Source organism: Nakamurella multipartita DSM 44233 (genome assembly GCF_000024365.1).
Taxonomy (GTDB): domain Bacteria; phylum Actinomycetota; class Actinomycetes; order Mycobacteriales; family Nakamurellaceae; genus Nakamurella; species Nakamurella multipartita.
In genome coordinates this window covers 1,609,230-1,623,189 of the sequence record NC_013235.1, presented here as the reverse complement: position 1 = coordinate 1,623,189, position 13,960 = coordinate 1,609,230, and the positions used below count along the sequence as shown (strand labels likewise).

Sequence of the window (13,960 nt, the reverse complement as noted above, 5' to 3'; positions counted from 1 at the left end):
TCGCCCGAGACGAAAGAGGCCGGTGTCCTCATGAGCACTCCCGGATACCCCCAGGATCCGTACGCATCGGGACCGCCGCAGGGCGGGTCCTACGGCCAGCCGCCCAACTACGGCCAGAACCCCGGCTACGGGGCCGGACAGCCCGGTTACGGACAGCCCGGCTATCCCGCCGCCGGCCATCCCTCCGGCGGGTTCCAGCAGCCCTACTCCGGCCCGCCCCCGCAGGCCGGATACGGGCAGTACCCGCCGCCGCAGTACGCGGCCGGCTACCCCGGCTACGGTCAGCCGGCCAAGACCGGCCGGCCCGGCATGGTCACCGCGGCCGCCGTGCTCGCCTTCGTCTGGGGCGGGCTGGGGATCTTGTTCTCGATCTTCGGACTGCTCGCCGGCAGCATCCTGACCACGGCGAGCACCGCCGTCTGCAACTCGCAGACCTACTACGACGCCGACACCGCCGCTGCCTGTAGCTCGGTCAACAGTGTCGGCGGGTGGCTGATCGCCATCACCATCGGCACCATCGTCGTCGCCGCGCTGATGATCGCCGGTGGGGTCACCGCCCTGAACGGCAAGAACGGCCAGATCCTGGTCATCGCCTGTGCGGTCTACGCGATCCTGGCGATCCTGTCGATCATCCTGTCCGGGTTCGGCTTCACCTTCCTGCTCGGCTTCGTCATCCCGGTGCTGATCGTGGTGTTCCTGCTCAACACCCAGTCCCGGGCCTGGTTCCGCTCGGTCGGCGGTCGCACCTTCTGAGCCAGTACGGCCCGGCCGATGCCGGCCGACCAAAAAGGGCGGCGCCCCCGGATCTCTCCGGTGGCGCCGCCCTTTCGGCGTGCGGGGTCGGGTCAGCCGCGCGCGGCGGTGCCCTCGTAGTCGTCGGTCACGGCGACCCAGCTCATCAGCGGCCGGAGCTTGCGCCCGGTCTCCTCGATCGGGTGCTGCTCCTGCTCGGCCCGCAGCTTCTTGAACTCGGGCGCGCCAGCGTCCTGGTCGGCGATGAACCGGGCGGCGAAGGTGCCGTCCTTGATCTCGGCCAGGATCGTGGCCATGTTCTCCTTGACGTGATCGTCCACGACCCGCGGGCCGGAGACGTAGTCGCCGTACTCGGCGGTGTCGGAGACCGACCAGCGCTGCTTGGCGATGCCGCCCTCGTACATCAGGTCGACGATCAGCTTGAGCTCGTGCAGGCACTCGAAGTAGGCGATCTCCGGCTGGTAGCCGGCCTCGACCAGGGTCTCGAAGCCCTGCTGGACCAGCCGGGACATGCCGCCGCAGAGCACGGCCTGCTCACCGAACAGGTCGGTCTCGGTCTCCTCCGGGAAGGTCGTCTTGATCACGCCGGCCCGGGTGCCGCCGATCGCCCGCGCGTAGGACAGGGCCAGCGCCTGGGCGCCGCTGGTGGCGTCCTGCTCGACCGCGATCAGGCAGGGCACCCCCTTGCCGTCGACGAACTCGCGACGGACCAGGTGACCCGGTCCCTTGGGGGCGATCATGATGACGTCGACATCGGCCGGCGGCTTGATGTAGCCGAAGCGGATGTTGAAGCCGTGCCCGAAGGCCAGCGCCTTGCCGGCGGCCAGGTGCGGCTCGATCGACTCGGCGTAGACGTGCCGCTGCACATGGTCCGGGGTCAGGATCATGATCACGTCGGCCTCAGCGGCCGCCTCGGCCGGGGTGACCACGCGCAGGCCCTGGTCGGCAGCCTTCTGCCGGGACTTCGAGCCCTCGGGCAGACCGACGCGGACGTCGACGCCGGAATCGCGCAGGCTCAGCGAGTGAGCGTGGCCCTGCGAGCCGTAGCCGATGACGGCGACCTTGCGCCCCTGGATGATCGACAGATCGGCGTCGTCGTCATAGAAGATCTCCACGGCCATTGGGTGTGCTCCTGCTTTCTCTCGTGCTGTGCAGCGGCAGGACCCGTCTGGCCCCGCCGAGGTGGTGCGATGAACGTCGGGGGTCAGTCTGCCCTGCTGCTGGTGGAGGTGATGGACCGCGGCCCCCGGCCGAGGGCCACCATGCCGGACTGCACCATCTCCCGGACGCCGAACGGCTCCAGCATCTTGACCAGGGCGTCCAGCTTGTCGCTGGTGCCGGTGGCCTCGACGGTCAAGGCGTCCGGGGTGATGTCGATGATGTGCGCCCGGAACATGTCCACGATCGTGACGATCTGCGGCCGGCTCGCGGCGTCCGAGCGCAGCTTGATCAGCAGCAGCTCCCGCTGCACCGCCTGGGCCGGCGGCAGCTCGACGATCTTGAGCACGTTGACCAGCTTGTTGAGCTGTTTGGTGACCTGTTCCAACGGGAGCCCCTCAACCGCGACCACGATGGTCATCCGCGAGACCTCGGGGTTCTCGGTCGGCCCGACCGCCAGGGAATGGATGTTGAAGCCGCGCCGTGAGAACAGCGAGGACACCCGGGCGAGCACGCCGGGCTTGTTCTCCACGAGCACGGACAACGTGTGGCGGGACAAGGGATTCCTACTCCTCGGTGGGGTCGGGCCGTAGGCACGGGCAACCGACCGGACAGGCTATCGGGTGGTGGAGCGGCGACCGGCCGCGCGGGTCACTCCTCGTCGAAGAGTGGGCGGATGCCGCGGGCGGCCATGATCTGGTCGTTGCCGGTACCGGCGGCGACCATCGGCCACACCTGGGCGTCCGCCCCGACGGTGAAGTCGACCACGACCGGCCGGTCGTTGATCTCCATCGCCGCCTGGATCGTCTTGTCGACGTCCTCCTTGGACTCGCAGCGCAGCCCGACGCAGCCGTAGGACTCGGCCAGCATCTTGAAGTCCGGGATGCGGTGCTTGTGCGTGCCCAGGTCGGTCTGCGAGTAGCGCTCGCCGTAGAACAGCGTCTGCCACTGCCGGACCATGCCCAGGTTGCCGTTGTTGATGATGGCGACCTTGATCGGGATGCCCTCGATCGCGCAGGTGGCCAGCTCCTGATTGGTCATCTGGAAGCAGCCGTCGCCATCGATCGCCCAGACAACCGCGTCCGGCCGGCCCATCTTGGCCCCCATCGCCGCCGGCACCGCGTAGCCCATGGTGCCCAGACCGCCCGAATTCAGCCAGGTGAAAGGCTTTTCATACTTGATGAACTGGGCCGCCCACATCTGGTGTTGGCCGACACCGGCCGCGTAGATCGCGTCCGGACCGGCAATGGCGCCGAGCCGTTCGATCACGTACTGCGGCGAGAGCGAGCCGTCGGCCGGCCAGTCGTACCCCAGCGGGAAGGTCTCCCGGAAGTCGTCCAGCTCGGCCCACCAGGCGGTGAGATCCGCGACCACGCCGGAGGCCTGCTCGGCGGCGACGGCGACCACCAGGTCGGCGATCACCTCGCCGACGTCACCGACGATGGGCACGTCGGCGACCCGGTTCTTACCGATCTCGGCCGGGTCGATGTCGGCGTGGATGACGGTCGCGCCGGGCGCGAAGGTCGAAAGCTGGCCGGTGACCCGATCGTCGAACCGGGCGCCGAGGGCGATGATCAGGTCCGCCCGCTGCATACCCGCCACTGCCGCCACGGTGCCGTGCATCCCCGGCATCCCCAGGTGCTGGATGTGCGAATCGGGGAACGCGCCGCGGGCCATGAGCGTGGTGACGACCGGAATACCGGTCGACTCGGCCAGCTGTCGAAGGGACTCGGTCGCCCGAGCCTTCAACACCCCACCACCGACGTAGAGCACCGGACGACGCGAAGACGCGATGAGCTTCGCGGCGGCGGCGATCTGTCCCGCGTGCGGCCGCATGGTCGGCCGGTAACCCGGGAGATGGACATCCGGCGGCCAGACGAAGGTGGTCTCCGACTGCAGGACGTCCTTGGGGATGTCCACCAGGACAACACCGGGTCGGCCGGTTGCTGCCAGGTGGAACGCGGCCGCGATCGTTTGTGGGATCTCGGCCGGATCGGTGACGAGGAAGTTGTGCTTGGTGATCGGCATCGTGATGCCGCAGATGTCGGCCTCCTGGAAGCCGTCGGTGCCGATCATCGATCGGCCGACCTGGCCGGTGATGGCCACCATCGGCACCGAGTCCATCTGCGCGTCGGCGATCGGGGTGACCAGGTTGGTCGCGCCGGGCCCGGAGGTCGCCATGCAGACCCCGACCCGACCGCTGGCCTGTGCGTATCCCGTGGCCGCGTGCCCGGCACCCTGCTCGTGGCGGACCAGCACGTGGCGGACCTTGGTGGAGTCCAGCAACGGGTCATAGACCGGCAGCACCGCGCCGCCGGGGATGCCGAAGACGACGTCGACGCCCGCTTCTTCCAGGGATCGGACGACCGACTTGGCGCCGGTCACCCGCTCAACCGTGCGGGTCGTCGCTGAACTCGAGGCAGCGCTCGAGCCGGCGCTTGCCCCGGCCTGCGGGCCGGCGGGCGGTATGACAGCCAGGCGTTCTGCGGTGCGACCCTGCGTCATCGGAACCTCTTCTTCGCTGTGTTCTGCGCGGTGCGGGTTTGTGTTTCCTGCATGTGACATGCCCCAGGCAACAAAAAACCCCTCGTCACCGGGGTGCGGTGTCCAAGGGGTGGCGCGTCGTCGCCGGATCGGCGAAGACGCGCTAACTGATTACGAGGAGCTGAGCCACCCCGGCAGAGTAGGACGCGATTCGACACGCTGTCAAACGGCGGCGTGGACGACGCGCCTCGCCGGGGGCCTCGACCGTCCGGTGTGGATGGATTCAGCCGCTCCCGCGTCGCCGTACCCTGATGCGCGTGACGAGCCGGCCCGCGACGGGGGTGCCCGACCAGGCGCCGATGCCGCCTGCCCCGCTCTCATCGGCGGCGGAGGCGACCCCGGCACCCGGCTCCCCACCCGCACCGGTCGAGACGCCACCGATCGGCTCACTGCCGCTGGTCGGCGACGAGGTCAAGGAGCGTCAGCGGCTGTCCCGGCGGGTGATCTCCTACTGGCGGTGGCGGTGGCTGCTCAGCCTGCTGCCGGCCCTGCTGCTGCTGGCCGCGCTGGCCATCGTGATCCCCTGGGGCGACGCCTGGCTGCGCTGGTCGGCGTTTCTCGTGCTCGCCGTCGCCGCCTTCGTCGCCCTGATCATCCTGCCGCCGATCCGGTACCGGGTGTTCTGGTACGCCATCTCCCCCACCGAGATCGACATCCAGCACGGGATCATCTTCATCAAGCGCAGCGTGATTCCGATGAACCGGGTGCAGAGCATGCGGGTGGAGCGGGGGCCCATCGCCGACCACTTCCAGATGTCCACGCTGCGGATCTCGACCGCGGCCAGCACCCTGTCGGTCTCCGGCCTGGGCCGCCCCGAGGCCGACGAGGTCTGCACCCGGATCAGCCAGCTCGCCGACGTGGCCGACGACCTGTGAGAGCGCCCGATGACGGCCGATGACTGCTGAGACGGTGCCGCCCAGCGCGCTCGGCGTGGCCGTCCCCGACACCCGGCTGCACCCGATCTACCTGGTTACCGAGACGGCCAACACCGTGCGCCAGGCCATCCCGTTCCTGGTCGTGACCATCCTGGGCGGGGCGCCCTGGCAGGTGAACGTCGCCCTGTTCGTGCTGATCATGATGGTCGCCACCGCCCAGTGGTACGTGCGCAAGTACTCGGTGATCGGCGGGGTGCTGCGGGTCCGCAGCGGCCTGGTCAACCGGACGATCCGGATCGTGCCGATCACCCGGATCACCGCCCTGGAGGCCCATCGCTCGCTGACCCAGCGGCTGATCGGGGTGTGGGGGCTCAAGGTGCAGTCGCCCGGGGACGGCGCCGGGTCGGTGGTCAGCCTGGCCAGCCTGTCCGGCCGGCGGCTGGACGAGCTGCGGGTTGCGCTGGAGTCCGGCCGCTCGCACCACCCGGCCGCCGAACACCCGGCGGGCCGCTCGACCATCCGGCGCTACCTGGCTTGGCGGCACACCGAGTCGATCACGGACGGCCCGGACGTGATCGCGGTGCTGACCACCCCGGACATGCTGCTGGCCACGGTCACCAACAACACCATCCCGCTGATCTTCGCCGGCGCCATGGTGGTCTGGTTCCGGTTCTCCCAGTTCGTGCCGGAACGGGCCGCGGACGTCATGAAGACCTCCGTCGAACCCCGCGGCGTGCTGGCCGTGATCGTCGCGCTGATCGTGGTGGCGATCGTCGGCGGCGTGGTGTTCGGCGCGCTGCGGCTCAACCAGTTCACCCTGATCCGGGACGGCGAGGTCATCCGCAACACCCGCGGGCTGCTGGGCAAGCAGGCCGCCACGATCCCGGTGAAGCGGATCCAGGCGGTCCGCATCGTCGAGGGCTTGACCCGCACGATGTTCGGCTACTGCAGCCTGCAGGTCGAGGTGGCCGGGTTCGGCCGGGCCAACGCCAATCAGCGGATCCTGTTCCCGTTCGTCAAGACCGAACGCGCGAACGCGCTGATCCGCCGGGCCCTGCCCGAACTGGCCCTGCCCCAGCAGGAACTGCTGCCCATCCCCAAGCGGATCCACCGCAAGTACCTGGTCGTGCCGCTGAACTATGCCTACGGGTTCACCCTGCTGCTGCTGTTGTTGCCCGGATGGTGGGCGCTGCTGGCGATCCTGCCCATCCCGCTGGCCGTGCTGCTGGGCTGGACCCGGGCCCGCGAGGGCCGCTGGCAGATCGACGAGGAGACGGTGACCCTGCGCTGGCGGCGGGTGCTGGCCCGCAACACGGTCATCGCCCACCGGTCGGGGGTGCAGAGCACCGAGTGGCTCAGCTCGCCGTGGAAGGCCAAGGCCCATGTCGCCGGATTCAAGCTGCGCTTCTCCTCCGGTCGCGGCGCCAAGATCCACTACATGGCCGACCGGGACGCGCTCCTGCTGCTGCACGCGGTCGGCCGGCCCGACCTGGCCGCCGATCCGGACCCGGCGATGCCGGCCGCCGATCGCAAGCACTGATCGCGCCGCGGATCGGGGATCACCGGTGGGGGCTGATCGTGGGGACCGCTGACGCCGGACCAACGGCCGGATCCGTACCGTGGACGGTGATGCCATCCGTGCCCGCCCCCGACCGGCTGCGCCCCCGACGGGCGCGCCGGGTCCTGCCGATCGCCCTGCTGGCGTTCGGCCTGCCGTTGGCGGCCTGCGCCGACTTCTCCACCGAGCCCCCGGCCTTCACCGTGCAGCCGTCGCTGACCGCGCGTGCGGTCGTGCCGGACGAGAGCACCCCCGGCGCCATCCCGTCCGCCGTGCCGCCCTCGGGCAGCTCCCCGTCGCCGTCGCCGAGCGGGTCGGCCGAGGCGACCGACCCGTGCGCGCCGACCGACGAGGCGGTCATCGCCACCTGTCTGACCGCGCCGTGGGGGCTGGCCCCGCTGCCCGACGGCCAGTCCGCCCTGGTCGGGGAGCGCACCACCGGTCGCATCCTCAAGGTCCGCAAGGGAGCACAGCCGGAGCTGGTCGCCCAGATCGACGGGGTGGACGGCAGCGGCGACGGCGGCCTGCTGGGCCTGGTGCTGTCCCCGTCCTATGACGAGGACGGCCTGATCTACGCCTACGTCACCACCGCCGAGGACAACCGGATCATCCGCATCGCTTCCGGCGACGTGCCCAAGGCCATCTTCACCGGCATCCCGAAGGGCACCAGCCACAACGGTGGCCGGATCGCCTTCGCCCCGGACCGCAGCCTGTATGTCGGCACCGGCGACACGGGCAACCCCGCACTGACCGCCGACGCCACTTCCCTGGCCGGAAAGGTGTTGCGGCTGGACGAGTTCGGCAAGCCCGACGCGACCAACCCGGTCCCGGGCTCACCGATCTACGCCTCGGGCTTCAGCCAGGTGACCGGCATGTGCCCGTTGACCGACGGCACGATGGCCGCCCTGGACCACCGCAGCACCGCCGACGTGCTGCTGCCGCTGGCCGCCGGCAAGAACTACGGCACGCCGGCCGCCGGCGACGCGCTGTGGACCTGGAGCGCGGCCGAGGGCGGCGCGGCCAGCTGCGCGATCGCCGCCAACGTGCTGGCCACCACCTCGTTGGACAAGCAGGAGCTCACCGGGCTGCAGATGGCCGGGCCGACCACGTTCACCGGTTCGCCCAGCGTGCTGCTGGACAACCGGTACGGCCGGCTGCTGACTGTCGTCGGCGACAAGACCGGCCTGCTCTGGCTGACCACGTCGAACAAGGACGGGCTCGGTCAGCCCGTGCCCAGCGACGACCGGGTGCTGGTCGTCCCCTCGGGGGGCGGCGGCGAGGGCGGGCTCGACTGAGTCGACTGAGCAAGCCCGCCGGCCGTCCTGCTCAGCCGGCTTCCGGCCCGCCGACGGTGGCCAGCACCAGCTCGCGCACCCGAGCCGCGTCGGCCTGACCCTTGGTCGCCTTCATCACCGCACCGACGATCGCCCCGGCCGCCTGCACCTTGCCGGACCGGATCTTGTCGGCCACCGCGGGTTGCGCGGCCAGCGCCTCGTCGACGGCCTTCTGCAGGGCCGAGTCGTCATTGACCACGACCAGCCCGCGGGCGGCGATCACCTCATCCGGCTCACCCTCCCCGGCCAGGACGCCGTCGACGACGCGCTGCGCCATCTTGGTGGTCAGCTCCCCGGCGGTCACCTTGCCGATGACGGCGGCCAGCTGCGCGGGGGTGATCGCCAGCTCGTCCAGGCCGATCCCCTGGGCGTTGGCCTGCTGACCCAGGTAGGACGTCCACCACGAGCGAGCGGCCGCGGCGGGCGCCCCGGCATCGACCGTGGCCGCCAGCAGCCCGACCGCGTCGGCGGCGACCAGGTCACGCATCTCCAGGTCGGTGAAGCCCCATTCGGCCTGCAACCGGTCCCGGCGTAGCCACGGCAGTTCGGGCAGCGCGGCCCGGATCTGCTCCACCCAGTCGGCGTCCGGCGCGACCGGCACCAGATCCGGCTCGGGGAAGTAGCGGTAGTCCTCGGCCGTCTCCTTCGACCGGCCGGACGAGGTGGTGCCCGAGGCCTCGTCGAAATGCCGGGTCTCCTGGGTGATCCGGCCACCGTCGAGAAGAACCGCGGCCTGGCGGGTGATCTCGTACCGGATCGCGCGTTCGACCGAGCGCAGCGAGTTGACGTTCTTGGTCTCGGTCCGGGTCCCGAACACCGGGTTGCCGGCCGGGGTGAGCGAGACGTTGGCATCGCAGCGCAGCGACCCCTGGTCCATCCGCACGTCCGAGACGTCCAGCGACTTGAGCAGATCGCGCAGCGCGGTGACGTACGCGCGGGCCACCTGCGGCGCCGAGGCCTTCGTGCCGACAATGGGTTTGGTGACGATCTCGACCAGCGGCACGCCGGCCCGGTTGTAGTCCAGCAGCGAGAACTCCGCCCCGTGGATCCGGCCAGTGGCTCCGCCCACGTGGGTGGACTTGCCGGTGTCCTCCTCCATGTGGGCCCGTTCGATCTCCACCCGCACGGTCTCCCCGTCGACCTGCACGTCCAGGTACCCGTTGGACGCGATCGGGTCGTCGTACTGGGAGGTCTGGAAGTTCTTGGGCATGTCCGGGTAGAAGTAGTTCTTCCGGGCGAATTGGCACCAGGGCGCGATCGTGCAGTTCAAGGCCAGCCCGATGCGGATCGCGTATTCCACCGCGGTGCGGTTGATGGTCGGCATCGCCCCGGGCAGGGCCAGGCAGACCGGGCACACCTGGGTGTTCGGCGGCGCCCCGAACTCGGTCGGGCACGGGCAGAACATCTTGGTCGCCGTGCCCAGTTCGACGTGCACCTCCAAGCCGAGCACCGGGTCGAATCGCTCGATCGCCTCGTCGTAGTCGAGCAGTGCAGCCGTGTTCACTTGGCCACCACCTCCAGTTCCGGGGCGCGGTCCGGGACCAGCGCGGAATGCTCGGCCAGATAAGCGCTTTCGAATGCCGCGGCGACCCGGTAGATCTGCTCCTCGCCGAGCGCGGGGCCCATGATCTGCAGGCCGACCGGCAGGCCGGTGTCGGTGGCGATGCCGCTGGGCACGCTCATGGCCGGGATTCCGGCCAGCGAACCGGGAATCGTGGCCAGGTCGTTGAGATACATGGCCATCGGGTCGTTCACCTTCTCCCCGATCGGGAACGCGGTGACCGGCGACGACGGCGAGATCAGCACATCGGCGGACTGGAAGGCGTTCTCGAAATCGCGCCGGATCAGGGTCCGGACCTTCTGGGCCGAGCCGTAGTAGGCGTCGAAGTAGCCGGCCGACAAGGCGTAGGTCCCCAGGATGATGCGGCGTTTGACCTCGGCGCCGAAGCCCTGGCCGCGTGTCTTGGACATGACCTCTTCGGCTGAAGCGATGCCGTTGTCGCCGACCCGCAGGCCGTAGCGCATCGCATCGAAGCGGGCCAGGTTGGACGAGCACTCGCTGGGCAGGATCAGGTAATACGCGGCCAGCGCGTACTGGAAGTGCGGGCAGTCGACCTCGACGATCTCGGCGCCGGCGGCGGTCAGGGTGGCGACCGCCGCGTCGAACGAGGCCAGCACCCCGGGCTGGTAGCCCTCGCCGCGCAACTGCTTGACCACGCCGACCCGCAGGCCGGCGATGCCGTCGGTCTGCCCGCGGCGCACGGCCTGCACCACCGAGGGCACCGGGCTGGGGATGGACGTCGAGTCCCGCGGGTCGTGGCCGGCGATCACCTCGTGCAGCAGCGCGGTGTCCAGCACAGTGCGAGCGCACGGCCCGACCTGGTCCAGGGAGGAGGCCAGGGCGATCAGGCCGTACCGGGAGACCCCGCCGTAGGTCGGCTTGGTGCCGACCGTGCCGGTGACGGCGGCCGGCTGCCGGATGGAGCCGCCGGTGTCGGTGCCGATGGCCAGCGGGGCCTCGAACGCGGCCAGCGCGGCCGCCGAGCCGCCGCCCGAGCCGCCGGGGATCCGGCTCAGGTCCCACGGGTTGCGGGTGGGTCCGTACGCCGAGTTCTCGGTGGAGGAGCCCATCGCGAACTCGTCCAGGTTGGTCTTGCCCAGGATGACCACGCCGGCGTCCAGCAGCCGGGTGGTGACGGTCGCGTCGTAGGGCGGCCGCCAGCCTTCGAGGATCTTGGATCCGGCGGTGGTCGGCACCCCCCGCTGCACGACGATGTCCTTCAGGGCCAAGGGCACCCCGGCCAGCGGGGACAGGGGGGCGCCCGCCGCGCCCACCCCGGCCCCGGCCCCTGGACCGTCACCGGCCGCGATGGCCCGGTCGACCGCGTCGGCCTGGGCCAGGGCCAGCTCGCCGGAGACGTGCAGGAACGCGTGCACGGACCCGTCGACGGCGGCGATCCGGTCCAGGTGGGCCTGGGTGACCTCGCGGGAGCTGACCTCGCCGCTGGCGATCATGTCCGCCAGCGTCGCCGCGGTCTGCCGGGTGAGATCGGCGCTCACTGCTCCTCCCCCAGGATCTGCGGAACCCGGAACCGGCCGTCCTCGGCCGCCGGGGCGCTGGCCAGCGCGTCCTCCCGGCTCAGCCCGGGTCGCACCACGTCGTCCCGGTAGACGTTGGTCAGCGGCACGGCGTGGCTGGTCGGCTCGACCTCGGAGTCACCGGCCACCGCGCTCACGGTCGCCACCGAGTCCAGGATCACCGACAGCTGGCCGACGTAGGTGTCCAGCTCCTGCTCGGTCAGCTCCAACCGGGCCAGATGCGCGAGGTGGGCGACATCGTCCCTGGTCAAGGTGGGTCTGGTCACGGGTCTCCCGACACAGTTCATCAACGGTCGACAGCAGTGGTCGACAGGGCGAAACGATCCTAGTTGGCTGAGCGGGCGAGGCCACCATCGAGCACAGCGGGAGGGCCGACGGCAATGCGGCGACGCAGGAGCCGGATTGCCCAGGCCGGCTGCCCGACCGGCGGGCGCATCACCCGGCACCACCCGATCGGGGCGCCCGGCCAGGCTGGACCTGCGCAAACGACCACGGGGCGAGGAGGGGCGGTCCATCGGACGCATGTCTGTGATCTGTCGGAAACGCGATTGCCGGAGAATGGGGTCCGGAATCGAACCCGACCAAGACCTTCACTTGGAAGTGAGCGAATCGATATGTCGTTTGTTCTTCGCGTTGTCCTGCCGGACCGTCCGGGCACGTTGGGGGCGGTGGCCACCGCCCTGGGCGAGGTCGGCGCGGACATCCTGGCGATGGACGTCGTCGAGCGCTCGCCGGACCTGGCCGTGGACGACATCGTGGTGGCTCTACCGTCCGGCCGCCAGCCGGACTCGCTGATCACCGCGGCCGAGGGCGTGGAGGGCGTGCACGTCGAGTCGGTGCGCCCGGACCCCGGCATCGCGGCCCGGCACAAGGAGTGGGAGCTGGTGGAGGCCATCGCGGCCGACCCCAAGCAGGCCGTGCAGACCCTGGCCCGGATGCTGCCGCTGGTGCTGCGGGCCGGCTGGGCGATGGTCGTGCGGACCCCGGCCAACGGCGGACCCGGCTCGGCCGAGCTGCTCGCCGGAGGCGGTGGCGTGCCTGACCTGACTGCGGTGACCCCCGGCTGGTCGCCGATCGACAAGGCCGTCGTGCTCGACCCGGAGGCGCCGTGGGTGCCCCAGGACTGGAAGACCGTCGGCACCGAGATGGCCGCCGCGCCGCTGTGGGACCCGGAGACGACGGTGATCGTCGGCCGGCCGGGCGGGCCGGCCATCCGGGATTCCGAGGTCGCCCGGCTCGGGCACCTGGCCGGGTTGACCTCCGTGGTGACCGGGCGATCCCCGCTGGCGATCCTGGACTAGCCGATCCCTGGGCCCGGGTCCGCATAGGCTCGGGCCTGTGCCGACCAACCTCCGCCTCGAGATCTTCCCGGCCGATCTGAACGCCACGGTGCGTTTCTACGTCGATCTGCTCGGGTTCTCGCTCGTCGAGGATCGTCGCGCCGACCCGCTGCCGTACCTGAGCCTGGTGCGAGACGGCGTCCGGTTGGGCGCGGTGACGGTGCCCGGCGGTTCGCCCGCGCACCGGCACCCGCCCACCGGCGCCGAGATCGTCCTGGAGGTCGACTACCTGCACGCCGAGCGGGACCGGATCGCCCGCGCGGGGTGGCCGATCGAGGAGGACATCACCCTGCGCCCCTGGGGGCTGAAGGACTTCCGGGTCCTGGACCCCGACGGCTACTACCTGCGCTTCACCACGCACGGCCGCTGAAGCCCTCCCCTCCCGACTCGGCCCCCTTTTCCCGCGCGGATCAACTACCGCGGCGCGGATGAACCTGCACCGAATGTGACCGGTGGGACCACAGTCAACGACTTCATCCGCGCAGGCGGCTGCGCGGATGAACCTGCACCGAATGTGACGGGTGGGACGAGAGTCGACGACTTCGGCCGCGCCGGCGTTGTTGACACGAAAGTCTTCAGGGCGCGCGGCTCTCAGGGCGCGGTGCAGGGTGGGGCGTCCGTGACGGAGCTCCAGCGGTGCTGCAGGTGAGGGTCAGGCGGTCTTCGGGAGGGGTTCGAAGTGGGCGGCGTAGCCCAGTTCTTGGGCTTGGCGGGTGATCCGGCGAAGGACGTTCTGGGGGTGGCGTCGCTGGTGGTATCCGGCGCCGAGTTCGCGGTAGGGCTGGTTGCTGACCAGCATGTGCCAGATCGAGCGCAGGATGCTGTGCTCGAGCGCGACGATGGTCTTCAGTCCACCGATGCGTGGTTTGAGGCGGTGATGACGGTCCTGCAGGAACGTGTCGTGGACTTGCATGCTGGACATGGCGGCCTGGCCCAGCGCGCCTTTGAGGTAGGAGTTCCCGGGTCTGGTCCTGGCTTTCTGGTTGACCTGGGCGGATTGATGGTGGCCCGGACAGATGCCGGCCCAGGACGCCAGGTGTCCGGCGGTGGGGAACTTGCTCATGTCCGCACCGGTCTCGGCGATGATGACGACCGCGATCTGTTCGCTGACCCCGGGGATGGTGATCAGGAGTCGGAGCTGGCCGCGAAAGGGTTCGATCACCACCTCGATCTGGCTGCTCAGTTCCTCGATCGCCGCGGTCAACTGATCGATGACCTGTAGATGCAGTTTGAGCATGAACGCGTGGTGGCCGGTGAACCGGCCGGTCATGGCCATGGTCAGCGGGCGTGTCAGATGGT

At 70.3% G+C, this 13,960-nt stretch carries 13 protein-coding genes; 6 read left to right on the top strand and 7 right to left on the bottom strand.

The features are described from left to right. Positions 1 to 30 precede the first annotated feature (30 nt). Positions 31 to 753, top strand: coding sequence for a hypothetical protein (locus tag NAMU_RS27120; protein ID WP_015746774.1), 723 nt, complete (start codon positions 31 to 33; stop codon positions 751 to 753). A gap of 92 nt (positions 754 to 845) precedes the next feature. Here the strand turns inward: NAMU_RS27120 and ilvC are convergent, their stop codons facing one another. The 3 genes from ilvC to NAMU_RS07320 all read right to left on the bottom strand — a co-directional run bounded on the left by ilvC (position 846) and on the right by NAMU_RS07320 (position 4,416). Beyond that, a complete protein-coding gene (ilvC, locus tag NAMU_RS07330; protein ID WP_015746773.1) occupies positions 846 to 1,874 on the bottom strand; it encodes a ketol-acid reductoisomerase in 1,029 nt (342 codons plus the stop codon). A gap of 83 nt (positions 1,875 to 1,957) precedes the next feature. Next, on the bottom strand, positions 1,958 to 2,470 hold the full coding sequence (ilvN, locus tag NAMU_RS07325) for an acetolactate synthase small subunit (RefSeq protein ID WP_015746772.1): 513 nt from the start codon (positions 2,468 to 2,470) through the stop codon (positions 1,958 to 1,960). A 92-nt stretch (positions 2,471 to 2,562) separates the two neighbouring features. Beyond that, positions 2,563 to 4,416: an acetolactate synthase large subunit gene (locus tag NAMU_RS07320; RefSeq protein ID WP_015746771.1), complete on the bottom strand. Its 1,854-nt coding sequence runs from the start codon at positions 4,414 to 4,416 to the stop codon at positions 2,563 to 2,565. Between the two features lie 296 nt (positions 4,417 to 4,712). Here NAMU_RS07320 and NAMU_RS27115 point away from each other — a divergent pair, with 296 nt between their 5' ends. The 3 genes from NAMU_RS27115 to NAMU_RS07305 all read left to right on the top strand — a co-directional run bounded on the left by NAMU_RS27115 (position 4,713) and on the right by NAMU_RS07305 (position 8,183). Then, complete coding sequence (locus NAMU_RS27115) at positions 4,713 to 5,330, top strand: PH domain-containing protein (RefSeq protein WP_169312475.1); 618 nt, start codon at positions 4,713 to 4,715, stop codon at positions 5,328 to 5,330. 19 nt (positions 5,331 to 5,349) lie between these two features. Beyond that, positions 5,350 to 6,870: a PH domain-containing protein gene (locus NAMU_RS07310; RefSeq protein ID WP_015746769.1), complete on the top strand. Its 1,521-nt coding sequence runs from the start codon at positions 5,350 to 5,352 to the stop codon at positions 6,868 to 6,870. An 89-nt stretch (positions 6,871 to 6,959) separates the two neighbouring features. Then, the gene (locus NAMU_RS07305) at positions 6,960 to 8,183 is read left to right on the top strand and encodes a PQQ-dependent sugar dehydrogenase (RefSeq protein ID WP_015746768.1); all 1,224 of its coding nucleotides are present in this window, start codon (positions 6,960 to 6,962) and stop codon (positions 8,181 to 8,183) included. A gap of 31 nt (positions 8,184 to 8,214) precedes the next feature. On the opposite strand, the gene gatB is transcribed toward NAMU_RS07305, so the two are convergent. The 3 genes from gatB to gatC are packed head-to-tail and all read right to left on the bottom strand — an operon-like array spanning position 8,215 to position 11,608. After that, entirely contained in the window at positions 8,215 to 9,726 is a 1,512-nt protein-coding gene (gene gatB, locus NAMU_RS07300; protein WP_015746767.1) for an Asp-tRNA(Asn)/Glu-tRNA(Gln) amidotransferase subunit GatB, read from the bottom strand. Continuing rightward, on the bottom strand, positions 9,723 to 11,237 hold the full coding sequence (gene gatA / locus NAMU_RS07295) for an Asp-tRNA(Asn)/Glu-tRNA(Gln) amidotransferase subunit GatA (RefSeq protein ID WP_052308152.1): 1,515 nt from the start codon (positions 11,235 to 11,237) through the stop codon (positions 9,723 to 9,725). Before gatA ends, gatB begins: the two co-directional genes overlap by 4 nt. Positions 11,238 to 11,278: 41 nt before the next feature. After that, a complete protein-coding gene (gene gatC, locus NAMU_RS07290; protein ID WP_052307847.1) occupies positions 11,279 to 11,608 on the bottom strand; it encodes an Asp-tRNA(Asn)/Glu-tRNA(Gln) amidotransferase subunit GatC in 330 nt (109 codons plus the stop codon). Between the two features lie 327 nt (positions 11,609 to 11,935). On the opposite strand from gatC, the gene NAMU_RS07285 reads away from it, so the two are divergent. Together NAMU_RS07285 and NAMU_RS07280 are read left to right on the top strand one after the other, a co-directional pair. Next, positions 11,936 to 12,622 carry an ACT domain-containing protein gene (locus tag NAMU_RS07285; RefSeq protein WP_015746764.1) on the top strand — a complete coding sequence of 229 codons (687 nt, stop codon included), beginning with the start codon at positions 11,936 to 11,938 and terminating at the stop codon, positions 12,620 to 12,622. Between the two features lie 37 nt (positions 12,623 to 12,659). Next, positions 12,660 to 13,031 (top strand): VOC family protein, encoded by a 372-nt coding sequence (locus tag NAMU_RS07280; RefSeq protein WP_015746763.1) that lies wholly within the window; start codon positions 12,660 to 12,662, stop codon positions 13,029 to 13,031. A gap of 282 nt (positions 13,032 to 13,313) precedes the next feature. Here the strand turns inward: NAMU_RS07280 and NAMU_RS07275 are convergent, their stop codons facing one another. Continuing rightward, complete coding sequence (locus tag NAMU_RS07275; RefSeq protein WP_052307846.1) at positions 13,314 to 13,931, bottom strand: IS110 family transposase; 618 nt, start codon at positions 13,929 to 13,931, stop codon at positions 13,314 to 13,316. Positions 13,932 to 13,960: the final 29 nt, after the last annotated feature.